Source organism: Hymenobacter cheonanensis (assembly GCF_030581075.1).
In the GTDB taxonomy this organism is placed as follows: Bacteria; Bacteroidota; Bacteroidia; order Cytophagales; family Hymenobacteraceae; genus Hymenobacter.
On sequence record NZ_JAUQSW010000006.1, the window covers coordinates 160628 to 176859 of the forward strand.

Below are 16232 nucleotides of genomic sequence, written 5' to 3' on the forward strand. Positions count from 1 at the left end.
GCTTAAAATGAGTACGTTACGCCCCCAAGCACATTAATACCCTGGCTTTGGTAGTTGAGGTAGCGCTGGTAGTGGCGATTGGTGAGATTATTCCCCTGGGCAAAGATGCTGAACTTTGGGGTAATGCGATAATCGGCCCGCAGGCTGAGGTCGATAAGCGAGTTGGTTTGGCGGTCGACGGCGGTGCGCGGAGCGGGCACTGGCAACGTGGCGCCGGACACGTACCCTACCCCATAATTGGCCGAGTAGTAATACAGGCTAGCCCCGAGCAGCAGCTTATCGAACACGTTGTACGTGCCGTAGAGCGTGCCCAGAAACGCCGGGCGGCCATACGCCTGCGTCAACGACTTGACGCCGTAGTGGTTGTAATCGGCCTTGAACCCAATGCGCACCTTCTCGCTGGCGCTGTAGAGCGCCTCGGCGTGCACGTTCACCACGTTGATGGTGGTGCTATCGTACACGAGGTCAAATTTGCTGGTGTCGGCTACGGAATTGCGGTAAAAGTACAAATTACGCGAGCGGCCCAGGGTAGCGCGGGCGGCCAGCTCCAGCCCGCTCACGGGCGTGGAAGTGAAGCCCGCGTATACCGTGGGGCCGGCGTGGGTATCGGCCAGGGTCTGGCCGGGGGCCAGCCAGGGGTTTTCCTGGCTCAGGTCGTAGCGCGTCACGCGCTGGATGGCCCCGCCGAGGCCGGCGTAGAGCTGAAATTTCTCGGGTACCACGGCGTAGCCCACGCGCACGGCCGGGTTAATCATGCCCTTGCCGGTGCCGTAAAGCGCATCGCTGCTGTAGCCCAGCGTGGCCCCCAGCGTGAGGCTGAGACCGGTTTTGCCGGTCAGCTCGTAGGCCGGGGTGGCTTGGAAGAAATTACGGGTGCGGGTGATAGCCGGCTGCTTATCCGAAATAAACGAGCCCTGCGCATCGAGGGTAATGCGGCTGGTTTCGCTGAGCGCGTAGCCGGCTTTGGCATTGAGCAGCAGGTTGTTTTCGCTCACATCGAAGCGGTCGCCAAAGTACTTATACCCTAGCCCCACCTCATACTGCAAAGCCGCATCGGGGGCGCGGTTGCGGGCGTAGGCGCGGGCGCCGAAGCGGGTGAAGCTCTGCCGGATGTTGTCGGCATCGGGCACGTCAGCCAGCTTGCTGCGGTCGTAGCCGTAGAAGTGGTAGGTATCGCGGGCCACGTCGAGGGCGGCGCCCAGGGCGGTACTGCCTGTGTAATACTCGCCGGTGGCAGTGGCGCTGGTGAGGCTGGCACCCGAATTCTTACCATCGACCGGGCCACTGGTCGAGCTGTTGTGGCGCACGTCGAGGCCGTAGCTGTACTGCTCGTTGCGGGTCGAGTGCAGGTGGGCGCGGCCATACACCGAGCCGTAGTTGCCCAGGCCCAGCTTCACGTAGTTGCCGGTGAGGGGCTCCAGCTCTTCCTGGGCTACGGTGAGCACCTGCACCGAGGGGTTGAGGCGGGTGGCGGGCAGCCGGAAATCGGGATAGGTATAGGTGACCTGCCGGGTGGGCTTGGGCGGCGGGGCCAGCCGGATTTTCTCGAAGTTGCGCGTGGCCTCGGGCAGGGTGTTCACCCGGTCTTTCACAATCTCAATCTCGGCGTCCTGGATGGTGCCGCGCGCCCGGCCCCGGCCGGGCTGGGTCTGCGCCTGCGCGCCCAAAGCCAGGGCGCCGCTCAGGCCGGCGGCCAGCAGCAGGGGCCGCCCGGCGACGGTAGTAAAGCTTGATTTTATCACCTGTAAGCGTTTCATTAACACAGAATTTATACCGGCGGGCGGCTAAGGAAATGAGTGCGCTCCTCGCCGGCCGGGGCTTTCGGACGTTGGCCCAGGCCGGCGAGGCGGCGGCTTACTTCGCTGGCTTGCGCACGGGTGTTTTAGTGGGCGCTGGCGTAGTAGCCGGCGCCCTGGCCGGGGTGGTTTTGGCGGGCGGGGCGGGGCTAGCCTTGGCCGGGGCGGCGGGCTTGCTGGGTGCGGCTTTCGTAGGCTCCTCGGCGGCCGGGGCGGGCGCGTCGTCGCTGGCGGGCAGGGCCTTGAGGCGCTGGCGGGCCCCCTCGATTACCTCAGCCACCGGAAATTTATTGTCGATAACCGAGTTGAGCGTGGCGCGCGCCTGGAAGATGTCGCGCTGGGCCGTGTACACATCGGCGAGCAGCAAAAAGGCGCGGCCCTGCCACAGCTCGTAGGCGCTGTAGTTGGAGTTCACCTTGAATGCTTCGGTGATGGCCTCGTCGTATTTCTTCTGCCTGAACAGCACGTCGGCCAGGGTGTACTGCGCCTCGGCGCCAGTGACGTCGCTGGGGGCAGCGGCCACGGTGGCGGCCAGCTCAGTGGCCGCCTGGTCGAGGTTGCCGAGCTTGAAATCGGCCTTGCCCTGGTAGAGCAGCGCGGTGTTGGCAGCGCTGGCGGTGGCGCCGGCCAGCCCGGCCAGGTCGGTAGCGGTGCTGCGGGCCTTGGCATAGTCGCCGCTCTCGTAGTAGGCTTTGAGCAGCCCTAGCGTGGCAGTGGCCACCTCGCGGCGGTTGCTGGAGGCCGTGCGCAGGCGCTCGTAGTACTTGATGGCCTCGGGGTAATTCTTGTTTTCCAGCTCCAGGTCGGCCACGCGGCCCACGGCGCGGTTCACAAACTCGCTCTTGTTTTCGGCTACCACGGCTTTCAGCAGCGGCAGCGCCTGGGCCTTGGCGCCGGTGCGCACGTAGGAGTCGGCCAGGATAAAGCGGGCGTCGGGGGCTAGCGCATTATCGGGGTACTGCTTGAGGTAGGCCTGCACGCGGGGCAGCGCCTGAGCGTACTTCTCGGCCAGGTACAAAGACTTGGCGGCCTCAAACTCGACGCTCTCGGTGGCCTTGCTGTTGGGGTTTTGGGCCTTGAAATTGGCTAGGGCCTGGTCAAACTCCTCGGTGCGGCCTAGGGCCGTCAGGCTTTCCTGCAGGCTGTAGAGGGCCTGCTGGGCGGCGCTGCTGCGCGGGTAGTCGGTCAGCACTTTCTGGAAGTCGGCCACGGCCTTGTCCTGCTGCTCGAGGTTGGCGTAGGCCACGCCGCGGCGCTGGTAGGCATCGGGCAACAGGCTAGACGTAGGCCGGTTCTGGATGAGGCGGGTGAAGCCCTCGGCCGCCGGACCGTAATCGCCGGCCTGAAAATCGAGCTGCGCCTGCTGAAACACCGCCTGCTCGGCGTAGCGCGAATCGGGGTTGCTCTTGAGCAGGGCAGCCAGCGTCTGGCTAGCCTCGTCCTTGCGGCCTAGCAGCCCCAGGGTCAGGCCCTTCTGGTAGTAGGCGTAGTCCTTGTCGGGCGCATTGGCCTGAATAACTTTGTCGTACAAATCGAGCGCCTGCTGGTAGCTTTTGGCCACGTAGTAGGTGTCGGCCAGGCGCAGGGTGGTATCGTAGTAGTTGGGGTCGGCAGGCTTGGCGGCCGCGTCGCTCAGGTAGGCCTGAAATTGGGGCCGGGCCTTCTCGTACTGCTTGGTGTTGTAGTAGGCATACCCCAGCCCGTAGCGGGCCAATTGCACGTACTGCGTTTCGTCGTCGCTCACGCCGCCCTGGCGGGCCGAGCGGGCGGCCGCGGCGTAGGCCGTGATAGCCTCCGGGTACTGCTGGCCCACGGAGTAGATTTCGCCGCGCAGCACCTGGGCAGCGGCGCGCAGGGCGTCGTCCTGCGGGTACTTCAGGCTTTTATCCAGCAAGGGCAAGGCCTCGGTATACTTGCCGTCGTTGTAGAGCGTAGCGGCCTGCGAATACGCAATGCGCTGGTAGGTACCGTTGAGCTTGTCGCCCCGGTCCTCGCCTAGCCCTTCCAGGTAGCTCAGGGCCTCGGCATAGTCGGTGCTGGAGAGGAAGCCGTCGCTGAGCAGCTGGTCCACCACGGGCTGGTTTTTCGAGCGCGGGTACTTGCGGCGGAAGTCGCGCAGGGCGGCGATTACCTCGGGCAGGTTGCCCAGCTCGTACTGCACCTGGGCGTACTTAAGGGTAGCGTTTTCCGACAGCGTCTTCTCAATCGTACTCTGGCGGGCGGCGTCGAAGGCGGCCAGGGCAGCCGTTTTCTGGCCGGCCTGCAAGTAGCTAAGGCCCAGATGGTAGGCCGCGTTCTGCCCTAGCGAGTCGCGGCGGGTGGCCACGTTCTTGAGGTTGGCAATGGCGTGCGGGTAGTCGCCCTCCTTGTAGTTGGCAAAGCCGATTTTGTACTGCAGGCCAGGCTCGATTTTGCCCTTGTGAGCGGCCGCGTACTGGTCGAAGTACTGGCCGGCCTGCTTGTAGTCCTGCTTCTGGTAATAGGCGTCGCCCACGAGCAGCTGAATCTCGTCGGCGCTCTGGGGCGGCGGCGTTTGCGTCAGGGCCTTGGTGGCGTAGCCGATGAGGCCATCGTAGTTGCCCTCGCGGTAATAAATCTGGGTCATGATGGCCGGCACCACGCCGCGGTAGGCGTCGTTTTCGGCCGCTACGAGCAGGTCTTTGCGCGCCCCGGCGTAGTCGCCGGCCCGAAAGGCCAGGTAGCCCGCGTAGTACGAGCTGGCGTAGCGGTACTGGCTGACCTCCTGCTTGTTGCGGTCGAACAGGATGCGTGCCTGGTCGTATTCCTTGAGCTGAAAGTGGCTGTAGCCCAGCTTGAAATCAGACTCGGCCCGCTGGCTTTGGCTCAGGTTGGCGGGGGCTACCTTCTGGAAGTAGGTACTGGCCTGGGCGTAGTTCTGCTGGTCGTAGTAAAACTTGGCCAGCTCAAAATACGCCACCGCCGCGCGCGGGTGGGCCGGGTGCTGGCGGGCAAAATCGAGGATAAGGCCCTCGGCATCGGGGTGCAGCAGGTAGAGGCCACTCACGGCGTAGTAGTACTCGGCATCGGCCAGGCGCTCGAAGCGGCCGCTGGCGGCGGCGGGGCCGCTCTGCTCGCCCACCCGGGCGGGGGCCGCCTGCATATACTGCTGAAAGGCCTGCTGGGCGGCACCATACTGCTTTCTATCGAAGAGGTCGAGGCCTTCCTGGAAGAAGCGCTCGGGCGCGGTGGCGGTTTGCGTAAGCTGGGCGTGGGCTAGCTGGGGCTCGGCGGCGGCAGCGCCCAGCAGGGCGGCGGCCAGCGTGAGCCGGGGGGGTAGCTTCATGGGAGGGCAGCGGTTCGGTGGGGCGGGCGGGGCAGGTAAGTCCCCGCCGCGAACGGTCAAAAGTAGCGAGAAAACGCGGGCTAGGGCCTTTGGGCCGGGCCGCCCGCCTACCCGGAGCATAACGTGGCGGGTCTGGGTTTGGTACGCGGGGCGGGGCGCAGCGCCTCTCCCTTCTTAGCCGCGGGCCAGGGGGCGCAGGCGGCCGGGTTCCGGCACGTCTCTGAGCGGCGCAGGCGCAGCCAGGCAGAGGCCCGCGCCGGGTGCAGTGGCAGCGTGCTGGGCCAGAGAAACCAACCAGCCTGATAATACTAATTATTTTGTCACATTTTTTTGCTATTTTAATTAGCTTATCCTACCTTCGCCTCATCCTCTCATCACTCATTCCTACCTACTACAATGGCCCAGCTTAGTCCTTACCTCTCTTTCAGCGGCGACTGCCGCGCCGCGCTTTCCTTCTACCAGCAGTGCCTGGGCGGCGAGCTAGCCCTTACCCGCTTCGGCGATTCGCCGGTGGCCGCCCAGGTGCCGGCCGAGGCGCAGGACCACATTTTGCACGGCACCCTGACGGCGGGCGCCCTGGTTTTGGCCGGCTCCGACGCGGGCAGCCTGCGCGGCGCCCTCACGGTGGGCACCAACGTGGCACTGGCCCTCGACTGTGCCAGCGACGACGAAATCACGACCCTGTTTGCCCGCCTCGGCGAGGGCGGCACCATCATCGACCCGCTGGCTGATATGTTCTGGGGCGGTAAGTTTGGCGCCCTCACCGACCGCTTCGGCATTCGGTGGCTTTTTAATTACGACAAGCCCGCAACGCATTAAACCGGCACGGCTACCCTACTTTAATTTTAATGATGAGAAAAGTAATTGCCGCCGTTTACCTCACCCTGGATGGGGTGATGGAAAACCCCACCTGGACCGGCCCCTACTTCAACGACGAGCTGGCCCGGGCGCAGCACGCGCTGCTCTTTGCCAGCGAGGCCCTGCTGCTGGGGCGCGTCACCTACGAAGGCTTCGCCGCCGCCTGGCCGGATGTCACCGACGAGCAGGGCTTTGCCGACCGTATGAACACGATGCCTAAATTCGTGGCCTCGCGCACCCTCGCCGCCGCCACCTGGCACGCCACCCTGCTGGCCGGCGACGCGCCCGCCGCCGTGGCCGCACTCAGGCAGCAGCCCGGCCAAAACCTGCTGCTCTACGGCAGTGGCCAGCTGGCCGATACGCTGCGCCAGCACAACCTCATCGACGAGTACCGCCTCATGGTGTTTCCGGTGGTGCGGGGCCGGGGCCAGCGGTTTTTTCGGGAAGGCAGCGCCCCTACCGACTTCGTGCTGACCGACAGCCAGCGCACGAGCACCGGCGTGAGCCTGCTCACTTACCACCCGGCGGCCTGAGGCTGGCTAGCCCGTGCCGGGCCACCAGCGGCTTTTTTTTGCGATTTAAGCTAGTTGGACCGCTGCAAAACCAAGCAAGCCCGTCAGGCTGAGCTTACCGAAACAGCTTGGCCAGTAGCGCCAGGTTACTATTGCAGCGGTGCAGCAGAGCTGCTTCGACACGCTCAGCCTGACTCGCCTTATCACCAATTACTTAGTAGCATTCTGTACCTCGCCACATGGATTTCAAGCTGGAGCTCATCCCCGTGCCGGTAGCGGATATCGACCGCGCCAAGCACTTTTACCAGGAGCAGGTGGGGTTCCGGCTCGACCACGACGTGCGGCCCGGCGCCAGCGTGCGGGTGGTGCAGCTCACGCCGCCGGGCTCGGGGTGCTCCGTGGTGCTGGCGCAGGGGCTGGCGGGCCTGGCCATGCCGGCTGGCTCGCTGCGCGGCCTGCACCTGGTGGTGGCCGACCTTGGGCTAGCCCGCGCCGAGCTGGCCGGCCGGGGCGTGGCCGTGGGCGAAGTGCAGAACATGGGCGGGGTCAAGTTTGCCTCCTTCCAGGACCCCGACGGCAACGCCTGGGTGCTGCAAGAGCTGCCAGCCCGCCGCTAGGCAGCACGGCGCGGCCGTACCTTGCCCGGCCCGGCCACTTTGGCCTGCTTTGCTTTGACTGCTGCTGCCTTCCCCGTCCTTCGCGTGTCGCACCTCACCAAGCGCTTTGGGGCGCAGATGGTGGTCGATGATTTGTCTTTTGAAGTAGCCCGGGGCGAAACCCTGGTGCTGCTGGGCCCCAGCGGCTGCGGCAAAACCACGCTGCTCAAAACCCTCAACCGCCTCATCGAGCCCGATGGCGGCACTATCGAACTCAACGGCCACGACGTGCGCCAGCAGGCGCCCGAAGTGCTGCGGCGCGGCATTGGCTACGTTATTCAGCAGGTGGGCCTGCTGCCGCACTACACCGTGGCCCAAAATATTGCGGTGGTGCCCGGCCTGCTAGGCCGCCCGGCGGCCGAAACGGCCGCCCGCACTACCGAGCTACTGGAGCGCCTGCACCTGCCGGCCGCCCGCTTCGCGGGCATGCTGCCGGCCCAGCTCTCGGGCGGGCAGGCGCAGCGCGTGGGGCTGGCCCGGGCGCTGGCCGCCGACCCGCCGGTGATTTTATTGGATGAGCCCTTCGGGGCCCTCGACCCGCTAACGCGGGCCGCCGTGCGGCGCGACTTCCGCGAGCTGGATGAATTGCGCCGCAAAACGGTGGTACTCGTGACCCACGACGTGCAGGAAGCCTTCGAGCTGGCCGACCGCATCATGCTGCTCAACAACGGCAAGATTCAGCAATTGGGCTCGCCGCGCGAGCTGCTGCGCCAGCCGGCCAACGACTTCGTGCGCAGCTTTTTCCAGGCCGAGCGCCTGGCCCTCGAAATGCGCGTGACCACGCTGGCCGAGGTACTGCCCTTTTTGGGGCAACCGGGGCTAGCGCCCGCGCCCGCCGGCGCCCCCACCCTGCCCCCGACGGCTAGCGTACAGGAGGCCGTGGCGCTGCTCAGCGAAAGCGGCGCGGCTAGCCTGCGCCTGGCTGGCCCGCCGGCTGTAGGCGTGGCGCTGGGGCCGCTGCTGGCTGCTTTCGGCCAAACGCTGGCCTAGCGGGCAAGCAGGTAGCGCAAAGCTTCGCGCTACTGCGGCCGGCCTTTATTTCAGGTAAGTCAGCACCTCAACCAGCGCCTCGGCGCGCCCGAAGTCGAGGCCCACGAGCTGCTCGGCGGGCACTTCTTCGTGCACCCAGGTGGTGTGGTAGGGCACGTGAATGGCCTGGCCGCCCACCGCCAGCACCGGCAGAATGTCGGACTTGAGCGAGTTGCCAATCATCAGAAACGCGGCGGGGTCCACGCCGTGGCGGGCCAGCACGCGCTGGTAGGTGGCGGGGTTTTTCTCGCTCACAATCTCGACCCAGGCAAACAACTCGCCCAGGCCCGAGCGCGCCAGCTTGCTTTCCTGGTCAAACAGGTCACCCTTGGTGAGCACCATCAGGCGGTGGCCGCGCCGCTTCAGCTCGCTCAGCACCTCCACCACGCCGGGCAGGGGCTCGATGGGGAAGTCGAGCAGGCGCTTACCCAGGTCGAGCAGCTGCTGGATTTCGCGGCCCGTTACGGCGCCATCAGTGAGCTGGATGGCGGTTTCGGTCATGGTCAGCATCAAGGACTTGGCGCCGTAGCCGTAGAGGTGCATGTTGTGGCGCTGCACCTGGTAGAGGTGCGCGCCAATGGCCACCGGGTCGCCGCAGTGGGCCAGAATGGCGCACATCTCGCGCTCCACGTGGTCGAAATGCGGCTGGTTGGGCCACAGCGTATCGTCGGCGTCGAAGGCAATGAGCTGGGGTTGGCGCAAAAGCATGAGCTGGGGCAAAAAACGGGCAGCCGAAAAGCGGCGGCCCCGAACAGAAGCCCCAAAATTACCGAACTTGCCGCCCATGCGCCACCTCATTGACCAGGCCACTTGGCCCCGCCGCGAGCATTTCGAGTTCTTTTCGAAGTTTGACGAACCGTTTTTTGGCCTCGTGTCGGAAATCGACTGCACCCCCGCCCGCGACGAGGCGCGGCGGCTAGGGGTGCCATTTTTCCTCTACTACCTCTACCACGCCGTGCAGGCGGCCAATGCGGTGGAGGCCTTTCGCCAGCGCATCGAGCAGGGGCAGGTGTATACCTACGACCGGGTGCACGCCTCGGCCACCATCGGGCGGCCCGACCACACGTTCAGCTTTTCGTTTATCGAGCAGCGGGCCAGCCTGGCCGATTTTGTGGCCGGCGCCCAGGCCGAAATCGCGGCCATCCAGGCCACCAGCGGCCTGGGCCTGAGCGAGCGCACCGCCCGCCCCGACGTGCTGCACTGCTCGGCCATTCCGTGGGTGCGCTTCACGGGCCTCACCCACGCCCGCAGCTTCAGGCACCCCGACAGCTGCCCCAAAATCTCCTTCGGCCAGGTTTTCGCGGCCGGCGCTGCCCAGCGCATGGCCGTGGCCGTGAACGTGCACCACGCCCTGGCCGATGGCTACCACGTAGGCCAGTTTCTGGACGGGTTTCAGCAGCGGCTGGCCTTGGGTGGGCAATGAGGAGAAGGTGAGGAAGTGAGAAGTAATCAATAATAATGCGAGCGGCTCTACTCACTGTCATGCTGAGCGAAGCGGAGCGGAGTCGAAGCATCTTGGTAGGGCGCGTATGAGCCGCTTAACGAAGCGACCAAGATGCTTCGACTCCGCTCCGCTTCGCTCAGCATGACAAAATAGTTGGGGGTAACAACCGCCTAAATAGTATTACTCCCCTTATCTCATCCCCATGCATACCCTCTCCGACCTCTTCACCTTCTGGCACGCGCAGGCCGGCAAGCTGGGCCAGCAAACCTTGCAGCACGTGGCCCTGACGGCGGCGGCCCTGCTGCTGGGCGTGGCGGTGGGCGTGCCGGTGGGGCTGTGGCTCACGCGGCGGCCGCGCTACGCCCCGGCCGTGCTAGGGGTGGCCGGCGTGCTGCAAACCGTGCCCAGCATTGCGCTGCTGGGGTTTCTGATTCCGGTGCTGGGCATTGGGGCGGCGCCGGCCATTCTGGCGCTGCTGCTGTATTCGCTGCTGCCCATTATTCGCAATACGGTGGCCGGCATCCAGGGCGTGCCGCCGGCCGTAGTGGAGGCCGCGCGCGGGCTGGGCTTCACCGATGGCCAGATTTTGCGGCGCGTGGAGCTGCCGCTGGCCCTGCCGGTGCTTATGGCGGGCATCCGCACGGCCACGGTTATCAACGTGGGCGTGGCCACCCTGGCCGCCTACGTGGCGGCCGGCGGCCTGGGCGAATTCATCTTTGGGGGCATTGCCCTCAATAACCCGGTGATGATACTGGCCGGCGCCATTCCGGCCGCCGGGCTGGCGCTGGCCTTCGATTGGGGGCTGGGCGCGGTCGAGCAGCTGTCGGCCCGGCGCCTGCGGGCGGTGGGCGGCGGGCTGCTGCTGGCCCTGCCCCTGCTGGCGGCCGGCTACTGGCTGCCCCAGGCGGCGGGCCGGCTGCGGGCGGGCTTCAGCCCCGAGTTTATCGGGCGGGCCGACTGCCTGCCGGGCCTCACCAAGGCCTACGGCCTCACCCACCTGCCCAATGTGGTGCTAGCCCCCGCCCTGGTGTACGAGGCCGCCCGTGCTGCCAATGTCGATGTTATCGACGGCTACTCTACCGACGGGCGCATTCGGGCCTATGGCCTGCGCGTGCTGCGCGACGACCGCCACGCCCTGCCGCCCTATTTTGCCGCCCCTATTGTGCGCCCCGCCCTGCTGCGCGCCCACCCCGAGCTAGGCCCGGTTTTCGACCAGCTCAGCGGCCGGCTCTCCGACTCGGCCATGACCAACCTGAACTACCAGGTTGATTATTTACACCGGGAGCCCCGCGCCGTGGCCCTGGCCTGGCTGCGCCGCGCCGGCCTCTGGAAAGCGCCGCGCCCGCTGCCCGCCGGCGCGGCCGTGGTGCGGCTGGGGTCGAAGATTTTTGCCGAGCAGTACATTCTGACAGAAATGTACGCGGCTCTCATCCGGGGCAATACCGACCTGGCGGTGGCCACCAAAACCGGCCTGGGTGGCACCACCATTTGTTTTGAGGCCCTGCGCGGCGGCCAGATAGATATGTATCCCGAGTACACGGGCACGGGTTTACAAGTGTTGCTGCAGCCCTCGGCGGCGGTGCTCGACTCGCTGGGCGGGCGCCCGGCGGCGGTGTTTACGTATGTGCAGGCCGAGTTTCGGCGCCGCTACGGCCTAGCCTGGCGGGCCCCGCTAGGGTTCAACAATGCCTATTGCCTGCTGATGCGGCAGCATCAGGCACGGCGGCTGGGCATTGCCAGCATCTCCGATTTGGGCGGGTATCTGGGGCGATAGCCCCCTAGCCGGGCGACGCGGCCTGAGCGGGCAACCAGGCAAATTCGGACTTCAAACGACGGCTTTTGGTTTCCGAAAATACTTCTAGTCCTTCGGCAGCCAGCAACCCGGCCAGCGGGCCGGCTTCCACCTCGTAGGCATCCAGAAATGCTTCGAACTGCCACCTCACCAACTGGCCGTCGGAGTTTAGATAAGGCTCGGCGTAGCGGACGAACGTGGGCCGCAATTTTTGCCGGGCTTCCTCTTCATTGCGCGCAGCTATCAGCAGGATGCGCTCTTCTACCAGTTGCCGGCCCGTCGTTGCGTGTTCAATCTGCACGGCAAAGCGGGCTTTTATGCTCCAGCATTTGGGTTCGGTGGCCGACGCCCGCGGCGCGAGCCCCTCGATTTCTTCGACCCAGATACCCTCGACGGCCGCCAGCGCCAGTAGCGCCGGAAGCTGCTCCACGGGTAGCCGCCGCCGCATGCCAGCCGGCCGGTGGTGTGAACCCAGCTTTTCGAATGGCCCGGGTGGCAGCGCCGCTTTCAACGCCTGGTATTTCGCCCGCAGCCGGGCCGAAATTTGGCGCCGCCGCTCGGCGGGCGGGTAAGCCAGCACGGTCTGGGAGTCCGGGTAAGCGAGTGTAAAGCGCACAACTGCCTGATTGGCCAGTCTGCTCAACTCTCTCTCCGTCAGCCCCCAGGCCTGTAGATTACCGATTGATTTCATTACGTGAACTAAAACGCTGGCAGCTCGCGGGCGCAAGTTAGGGCGGGGTAGTAGCCAAGGCAGCTACCTGAATCTGGCGGGCCTTACTCCTACCAAAAGCCCCCTAGCAGGGCGGCCTGGATATGGTACGGCAGCCGGCTAAGCACGCCTTACTCCTACTAAAAGACCCCTAGCCGGGCCAGCGCCCGCTGGCCGCCAGCAGCGCATCGTGCACGGCGGGCACCCGGTAGGCCCAGTTGCGCAGGCGCGCCCGGTAGCACGCCCCCGGCGAGACGTAGCCCGTGCGCACCAGCCGCCGAAACGTGGCCAGGTCGCAGCCGGCCGTTACCTCGAGGCGGGGCAGGCGGCGCCCGTCGCTGGCCGGCGTGGCGGGGCCGGTGTGCACCGAAAACCCGGCCGCGTAGCCCGCCCCGGCCAGGGCGCGCAGCGTGCGGCGGTCGTAGCTGCCGTAGGGAAAAGCGTAGTACGTGGCCGCCTGGCCCAGGTGCCGGGCAATGGCCGCCCGGCTCTGGGTTAGCTCGTGGGTTAGCTCGGCGGGGGCCAGGCCGGCCAGCGGGCGGTGGCTGGCGCCATGCGCCTCGATGGCCCAGCCCGCAGCGGCCAGCGTGCGCAGCTCGGGCCAGGTGAGCGGGCGGTCGCCGCGCGGGGCCGAGCGCGCAAACCCGGGGGGCTCGCCAGCATAGCTGGGCTGGCCCACCGCCCCGGTGGTCAAAAACAAAGTGGCCGCGAAGCCGTGCTGCGCCAGCAGGGGCCGGGCGTGGGTGTAGAGCGAGTGGTAGCCATCGTCGAAGGTGAGGGCCACTACCGGGCTAGCCCCGCCGGGCCGGCGCAGGGTAGCCAGCGCCTCGCGCAGGGGTAGCACCGGCAGGCCCGAGGCGGCCAGCCAGGCCATTTGCTCGGCAAAGCGCGCTTGCTCGATGTGCACCGGCGCCATATACGGCGCCGCTTGCTCGACCAGCGCGTGGTACATCAAAATGCTGACCCGGGGATACGTCATAGCCTATTCATTGGACTTATTCCCAACTTAAAGAGCTTCTAAAAACGAATTATGCCGAATGCCGTGAAGCAGCTCTACTACTTCGCCGAACGATTTAGAAGAAGCGCTAAAGATGCTTCACGGCGTTCAGCATGACGCGTTTTCGAATTTTTCCTGCTTGCAGCAACACGCTTATTCACTAGCTGAGCTGGCAGCACCCACGCGGTGGCGAGGGCTAGCAATCGGGCCCCAGCCTGCTTAGCGCGTGGCGCGCCATTCTTTTTCGCGGAAGCCCAGCCCAATCAGCACCCACGATTTCACTACGCCGGCCACCAGCCGCCCGCCGTAGAGCAGCGCCCGCAGGTGCCGGGCCCGCGCCCCCACCAAGTGCAGCCCCAGCAGCCCGTAGCCCAGCAGGGCCGCCGCCGCCGCCAGCCAGCCGGCCAGCAGCGCCCAGCGCCCCGCCCCCGCGGCCGCCCCCCCTAGCGCCAGCGCGGCCGCCAGCAGCAGCGAGCGCGGCGGCTGTAGCAGCTCGCAGGCAAAATCGACCTGCGAGAGGCTGCCGCGCCCCAGGCCCTGGGCCAGCAGCGCCAGGCCGTGGGCCCGGCCCGAAACCGCGTGGCCCGACAGCCAGCGCCGTCGCTGCTGCTGAAACGCCGGCCCGGTGCCCACGGCCAGGTAGCTGAGGCTAGCGGCCGGGCAGTAGGCCACTGGCACGCGGTGGCGGGTTAGGTAGGCTTTCCACTCCTTGTCTTCGGCCAGCGAGGCGCTGGGCACCGCCAGCAGGCGCGCCAGCACGGGCGCCCGCAGGCAGCAGCCCAGCCCAAAAATGAACGATTCGAGCCCGAGCAGCTGGCGCGTGCCGGCGCCCACCTGCTGGCGCAGGGCCTCGGCCGCCGCATCGAGCATGGTCACGTCCGACTCAAACGCGTTGGCCACGCGGCGGCTGCACTGCACCACGGGCGCCGCGCCGGGCCGGGCAAAGTGGCGGTCGAGGGCGGCGAGAAACTGCGGGTCGAGGCAGCAGTCGGCGTCGAGCACGCACACCACGGGGGCCGCCGGCTGCGCGGCCAGCCCCAGGGCGGCCACCGCGTAGCGCAGAGCCTGCGCCTTGCTGCTCGGGCCGGCAGTGGTGCGCTCCAGGCACTCGGCGCCCGCCTGCCGGGCTAGCCAAGCGGTGCGGTCGCGGCAGTTGTCGGCCACCACCACCGTGCGAAACCGCCGGGCCGGGTACTGCAAGCGGCCGATACTGGCCAGCAGGCCGGGCAGCAGCGCCTCCTCATTATGGGCTGGCACTAGCAGCAGAAAATCGGTTTGGGGCGCGCTGGCCGGCGGCGGGGGCCGAAACAGCCGCTGCACGGCCGCCGCGCGCAGCGCGTAGGCTACCATCGGGGCCAGCACGTAGGCGCAAAAGAGCAGCACGTACCCTTGCAGGACGTACCACGCCCCCAGGGCCAGGCCTTTTACCAGCCCGGAATACGCAGCGGAGTAGAGGAGCACCATGCGGCAGCGATAAAGGCAGCTTGCCAAGGCCCGCGGGGGGGGCCCTAGCTACAGCAAGATACCAGGAATTACCTGACTTGTACGCAGTTCGAAATTTTTACCGGGGCCGAGGCCAGATTATTCTCCGGCTGCTTAACTAAACTACCCGGCCGGGGTTAAACGTTGGCTGGCCCGGCGGTACCGGGCCACTTCTTTCTTGCCAATGGCCCTTTCTACTACTGCGGTGCGCACCGCTGCGCCGCCGCCTTTCACCGAGCGGCGCTACATTCTCACGCTCATTTTTGTGGTGTCGTTGTTCATGCTCTGGGGCGTGGGCGTCACGATGGGCGACATTCTCAACAAGCACTTTCAGGAGGTGCTGCACGTGAGCAAGGCCGACTCGGCGCTGGTGCAGCTCTCCATTTTTGGAGCGTATTTCATTATGGGCCTGCCCGCGGGCTGGTTTATGAAGCGCTTTGGCTACCAGAAGGGCGTGCTGCTGGGCCTGGGCCTCTACGCGGCCGGCGCCTTCCTGATGGTGCCGGCTGCCAATGCCCTCTCGTTTGGCTACCTGCGCCTGGCCCTCTTCGTGCTGGCCTGCGGGCTGGCCACCCTGGAGGCGGTGGCGCACCCCTTCCTCGACGGCCTCGGCGACTTGAAAAGCTCCGACCGGCGCATCAACTTCGCCCACGCCATCAACGGTATCGGGGCGGTGTCGGGGCCGCTCATTGGGGGCTATTTTGTGCTGCGCGGCGCCCACGCCAGCGGCGACCTCACCTCGGTAAAGGTGCTCTACTCGGCCATCGGGGCGGTGGTGGGCAGCATCGGGCTGGCGTTTTTCTTCGTGAAGGTGCCCCCGCTCATCGACGAGCCCGCCGACGAGCCGGTGGCCGCCCCCGCCGAGGCCCCCACCGACCTGGCGGCCGACAAAAAGCTGTTTCAGCACAAGCACTTTGTGTGGGCCTGCGTGGCCCAGCTCTTCAACACGGCCGCGCAGGGCGGCACCTGGGCGTATTTTATCAACTACGGCACCGACTACATGGGCCTCAAGCCCGGGCCGGCCGTGCAGGGCTTCTGGCAGGTGGGCGCCCTTTTTTCGCGCACCGTGGGGCTAGCCCCCGGCCTGCCGCACCTGGCCAACGACGTGGCGGCTTACTTCTTCTCCCTGAGCCTGGTGGGTATGATGCTGGGGCGCTTTCTGGGCACTTACCTCATGCAGTTTATCGCCCCCAACCGCCTGCTGGCCGCCGTGGCCGTGGCCAATATCGTGATGTGCCTCATCGTGGCCCAGCACTGGGGCTGGGTGTCGTTTGGGGCGCTCATTGCGCTCAATTTCTTCTTCAGCATCATGTTTCCCACCATCTACAGCCTGGGGCTGAAGGACCTGGGGCGGCACAAGCAGCTCGCCTCGTCGTTTATCGTGATGGGCGTGGTGGGGGCGGCGCTTTTTCCGCGCTTTGTGATGGGCCCGGTGGCCGATGTAAGCGTGGCCCACGCCTATTACCTACCCATTATCTGCTACGCGGTAGTGTTTCTTTACGGGGCCAAGCTCTACAAGGTGGCGCGCGATTAGCCAAGAAAGCCAGCGTGCTGCGGCCGGTAGCCGCGGCCCGCTGGCAACCGTCTTTTTAGTCGGCGATGGGCCCCTAGTGGCGGCCGGGCCTTATTTTAGCCGCGTGGCCAGCCTACGCC

The 16232-nt window shown here is 66.2% G+C and carries 13 protein-coding genes; 7 read left to right on the plus strand and 6 right to left on the minus strand.

The annotated features are described in order from the left end of the window. Positions 1-2 precede the first annotated feature (2 nt). Both Q5H89_RS13250 and Q5H89_RS13255 read right to left on the minus strand, forming a co-directional pair. Positions 3-1757: a hypothetical protein gene (locus Q5H89_RS13250; RefSeq protein ID WP_305019806.1), complete on the minus strand. Its 1755-nt coding sequence runs from the start codon at positions 1755-1757 to the stop codon at positions 3-5. Positions 1758-1854: 97 nt separating this feature from the next. After that, positions 1855-5100 carry a tetratricopeptide repeat protein gene (locus tag Q5H89_RS13255; RefSeq protein WP_305019807.1) on the minus strand — a complete coding sequence of 1082 codons (3246 nt, stop codon included), beginning with the start codon at positions 5098-5100 and terminating at the stop codon, positions 1855-1857. Between the two features lie 396 nt (positions 5101-5496). On the opposite strand from Q5H89_RS13255, the gene Q5H89_RS13260 reads away from it, so the two are divergent. The 4 genes from Q5H89_RS13260 to Q5H89_RS13275 all read left to right on the plus strand — a co-directional run bounded on the left by Q5H89_RS13260 (position 5497) and on the right by Q5H89_RS13275 (position 8116). Then, positions 5497-5919 carry a VOC family protein gene (locus Q5H89_RS13260; protein ID WP_305019808.1) on the plus strand — a complete coding sequence of 141 codons (423 nt, stop codon included), beginning with the start codon at positions 5497-5499 and terminating at the stop codon, positions 5917-5919. Positions 5920-5951: 32 nt separating this feature from the next. After that, entirely contained in the window at positions 5952-6491 is a 540-nt protein-coding gene (locus Q5H89_RS13265; protein ID WP_305019809.1) for a dihydrofolate reductase family protein, read from the plus strand. 218 nt (positions 6492-6709) lie between these two features. Continuing rightward, positions 6710-7087, plus strand: a complete 378-nt coding sequence (locus Q5H89_RS13270; protein WP_305019810.1) for a VOC family protein — start codon at positions 6710-6712, stop codon at positions 7085-7087. Between the two features lie 54 nt (positions 7088-7141). Further along, positions 7142-8116, plus strand: coding sequence for an ABC transporter ATP-binding protein (locus tag Q5H89_RS13275; RefSeq protein WP_369810662.1), 975 nt, complete (start codon positions 7142-7144; stop codon positions 8114-8116). Between the two features lie 45 nt (positions 8117-8161). Here Q5H89_RS13275 and Q5H89_RS13280 read toward each other — a convergent pair whose 3' ends face one another. Beyond that, on the minus strand, positions 8162-8863 hold the full coding sequence (locus Q5H89_RS13280; RefSeq protein ID WP_305019811.1) for an HAD family hydrolase: 702 nt from the start codon (positions 8861-8863) through the stop codon (positions 8162-8164). Between the two features lie 76 nt (positions 8864-8939). On the opposite strand from Q5H89_RS13280, the gene Q5H89_RS13285 reads away from it, so the two are divergent. Both Q5H89_RS13285 and Q5H89_RS13290 read left to right on the plus strand, forming a co-directional pair. Further along, positions 8940-9578 carry a CatA-like O-acetyltransferase gene (locus tag Q5H89_RS13285; RefSeq protein WP_305019812.1) on the plus strand — a complete coding sequence of 213 codons (639 nt, stop codon included), beginning with the start codon at positions 8940-8942 and terminating at the stop codon, positions 9576-9578. 223 nt (positions 9579-9801) lie between these two features. Then, a complete protein-coding gene (locus Q5H89_RS13290) occupies positions 9802-11373 on the plus strand; it encodes an ABC transporter permease/substrate-binding protein (RefSeq protein ID WP_305019813.1) in 1572 nt (523 codons plus the stop codon). A 4-nt stretch (positions 11374-11377) separates the two neighbouring features. Here Q5H89_RS13290 and Q5H89_RS13295 read toward each other — a convergent pair whose 3' ends face one another. The 3 genes from Q5H89_RS13295 to Q5H89_RS13305 form a co-directional block, all read right to left on the minus strand. Then, a complete protein-coding gene (locus tag Q5H89_RS13295) occupies positions 11378-12082 on the minus strand; it encodes a DUF4288 domain-containing protein (RefSeq protein ID WP_305019814.1) in 705 nt (234 codons plus the stop codon). A 169-nt stretch (positions 12083-12251) separates the two neighbouring features. Next, complete coding sequence (locus tag Q5H89_RS13300) at positions 12252-13079, minus strand: polysaccharide deacetylase family protein (protein WP_305019815.1); 828 nt, start codon at positions 13077-13079, stop codon at positions 12252-12254. 237 nt (positions 13080-13316) lie between these two features. After that, positions 13317-14561, minus strand: a complete 1245-nt coding sequence (locus tag Q5H89_RS13305) for a glycosyltransferase family 2 protein (RefSeq protein WP_305019816.1) — start codon at positions 14559-14561, stop codon at positions 13317-13319. Positions 14562-14763: 202 nt separating this feature from the next. Here Q5H89_RS13305 and Q5H89_RS13310 point away from each other — a divergent pair, with 202 nt between their 5' ends. After that, positions 14764-16113: an MFS transporter gene (locus Q5H89_RS13310; protein WP_305019817.1), complete on the plus strand. Its 1350-nt coding sequence runs from the start codon at positions 14764-14766 to the stop codon at positions 16111-16113. The last annotated feature ends 119 nt before the right edge of the window (positions 16114-16232 follow it).

Coding starts and splice junctions, on each gene's coding strand:
- Q5H89_RS13290 (WP_305019813.1), top strand. CDS start 9,802: ATGCATACCCTCTCCGACCTCTTCACCTTCTGGCACGCGCAGGCCGGC.
- Q5H89_RS13270 (WP_305019810.1), top strand. CDS start 6,710: ATGGATTTCAAGCTGGAGCTCATCCCCGTGCCGGTAGCGGATATCGAC.
- Q5H89_RS13280 (WP_305019811.1), bottom strand. CDS start 8,863: ATGCTTTTGCGCCAACCCCAGCTCATTGCCTTCGACGCCGACGATACG.
- Q5H89_RS13300 (WP_305019815.1), bottom strand. CDS start 13,079: ATGACGTATCCCCGGGTCAGCATTTTGATGTACCACGCGCTGGTCGAG.
- Q5H89_RS13260 (WP_305019808.1), top strand. CDS start 5,497: ATGGCCCAGCTTAGTCCTTACCTCTCTTTCAGCGGCGACTGCCGCGCC.
- Q5H89_RS13295 (WP_305019814.1), bottom strand. CDS start 12,082: ATGAAATCAATCGGTAATCTACAGGCCTGGGGGCTGACGGAGAGAGAG.
- Q5H89_RS13265 (WP_305019809.1), top strand. CDS start 5,952: ATGAGAAAAGTAATTGCCGCCGTTTACCTCACCCTGGATGGGGTGATG.
- Q5H89_RS13305 (WP_305019816.1), bottom strand. CDS start 14,561: ATGGTGCTCCTCTACTCCGCTGCGTATTCCGGGCTGGTAAAAGGCCTG.
- Q5H89_RS13250 (WP_305019806.1), bottom strand. CDS start 1,757: ATGAAACGCTTACAGGTGATAAAATCAAGCTTTACTACCGTCGCCGGG.
- Q5H89_RS13285 (WP_305019812.1), top strand. CDS start 8,940: ATGCGCCACCTCATTGACCAGGCCACTTGGCCCCGCCGCGAGCATTTC.
- Q5H89_RS13255 (WP_305019807.1), bottom strand. CDS start 5,100: ATGAAGCTACCCCCCCGGCTCACGCTGGCCGCCGCCCTGCTGGGCGCT.
- Q5H89_RS13310 (WP_305019817.1), top strand. CDS start 14,764: ATGGCCCTTTCTACTACTGCGGTGCGCACCGCTGCGCCGCCGCCTTTC.